The following is a 1,326-nucleotide window of genomic DNA, read 5'->3' as shown; positions in this document are numbered from 1 at the left end:
TCATCGCATTTTGCCGGGAAACGCGGCACGGATCTTCAGGAAGAAGTATTCCGTGTCGCGGTACCCATAGGCCATCCGTTTGATGACCTTGATCCGGTTGTTCATACCTTCCAGCACGCTGGTGTTCAGGTGGTGGCGAGAACTGGACACGATGCCGTCCAGGTAGGGCTCTAGCTTCTTGGTGAAGCGCATTAAGGCGTCAATCCCGCTGCTCAACGCCATACCAGCCCACTCTTGCCAACCGCTGCGGGCCGTCGCCTCGTCCTCGGCAAACCACAGCGTCTTGAGCTGGTCCTTGAGCAGGTAGACCTTGGTCAGTGAGGCATTGGCGGCCAGCAGCTCCTCCAGCTTCACCGCTTGCTCAGGCTTGAGGTTGTCCTGATTGCGCAGCAGCAGCCAGCGGCTACCCTTGATCACCTTGCGGGCCGCCTTGTCGTCGCGCAGCTGATTGGCCTGATCGACGCGCACCCGATCCATCACCTCGCGCCCGTACTTGGCCACCACATGGAAGCGGTCGTAGACCACCTCGGCGTTAGAGCACTGGTCCTTTACTTCGAGATCGAAAGACGCGTTCATGTCCATGGCGACGGCCTCGATCTGCTGTCGCGCATCACCCAACCATTCGAAGAACGGGCGGATCGCCTCCCGGGAGCGACCTTCGCCGACCCACACCACCTGCTGGGTGTCGGCACAAGCAATCACTGTGGCGTAGCGGTGCCCCTTGTGGAGGGCGAACTCGTCCATCATCAGGCGACGCAGCCGTGTCGGGTCCGGCGCCGGCAGGTCACGCTGAAGGCGCTGCTTATCGATGGTCTTGACGGTATGCCAGTGCAGGCCGACCAGGTCGGCGACATGCCGGATCGGCAGCAACGTGACCAGGCGCTCCACCCACTGGCGTAGCGTGGTAGTCACCGGAGAACGGCCCGGCAGCCAGTCAATGCGCTCGCGTGTCGGGCCACAGACGGGGCAGCGCAGGCGACGTACCGGAACCTCCAGCTCCACCCGATAGATCAGCAATGGCGCTTCTCTGACGCGACGGTGGTGCACGTCATGTACGAGGAAGCAGGCATGGTCACAGCCGCTGCAGACCGGTGGGACCCGGTCATCAGGCGCTAACTGGAGCCGTAGCGTTTGCTCATCCAGGAATTCGTGATGGGCGACGGTGAAACCTTTCCAGAACAGGCAGAGAGGGGTAGCATCCATGGCAACGGCGGTATCCGTGAGCAGACGTTTGTGGTGAACATCAGCTTACTCGGATTTACCGCCGTTTCTCTATCCCGCCGTCGCCTAAGAGTACTTCGTTTTCACGCCAGTCTGCGAAGAACC

General features: G+C 61.2%; 1 protein-coding gene. It reads right to left on the bottom strand.

From position 1 onward, the window contains the following. Positions 1 to 1,203, bottom strand: a complete 1,203-nt coding sequence (locus GRB96_RS15435) for an ISL3 family transposase (protein ID WP_205743692.1) — start codon at positions 1,201 to 1,203, stop codon at positions 1 to 3. Positions 1,204 to 1,326 lie beyond the last annotated feature (123 nt).

This window comes from Halomonas alimentaria (assembly GCF_009902005.1).
In the GTDB taxonomy this organism is placed as follows: domain Bacteria; phylum Pseudomonadota; class Gammaproteobacteria; order Pseudomonadales; family Halomonadaceae; genus Halomonas; species Halomonas alimentaria.
The sequence above is the reverse complement of the archived record's forward strand: the minus strand, read 5'-3'. Positions and strand labels throughout refer to the sequence as shown.

What these genes read in the sequence shown, in the direction of transcription:
- GRB96_RS15435 (WP_205743692.1), bottom strand. Translation starts at nt 1,203, where the DNA reads ATGGATGCTACCCCTCTCTGCCTGTTCTGGAAAGGTTTCACCGTCGCC.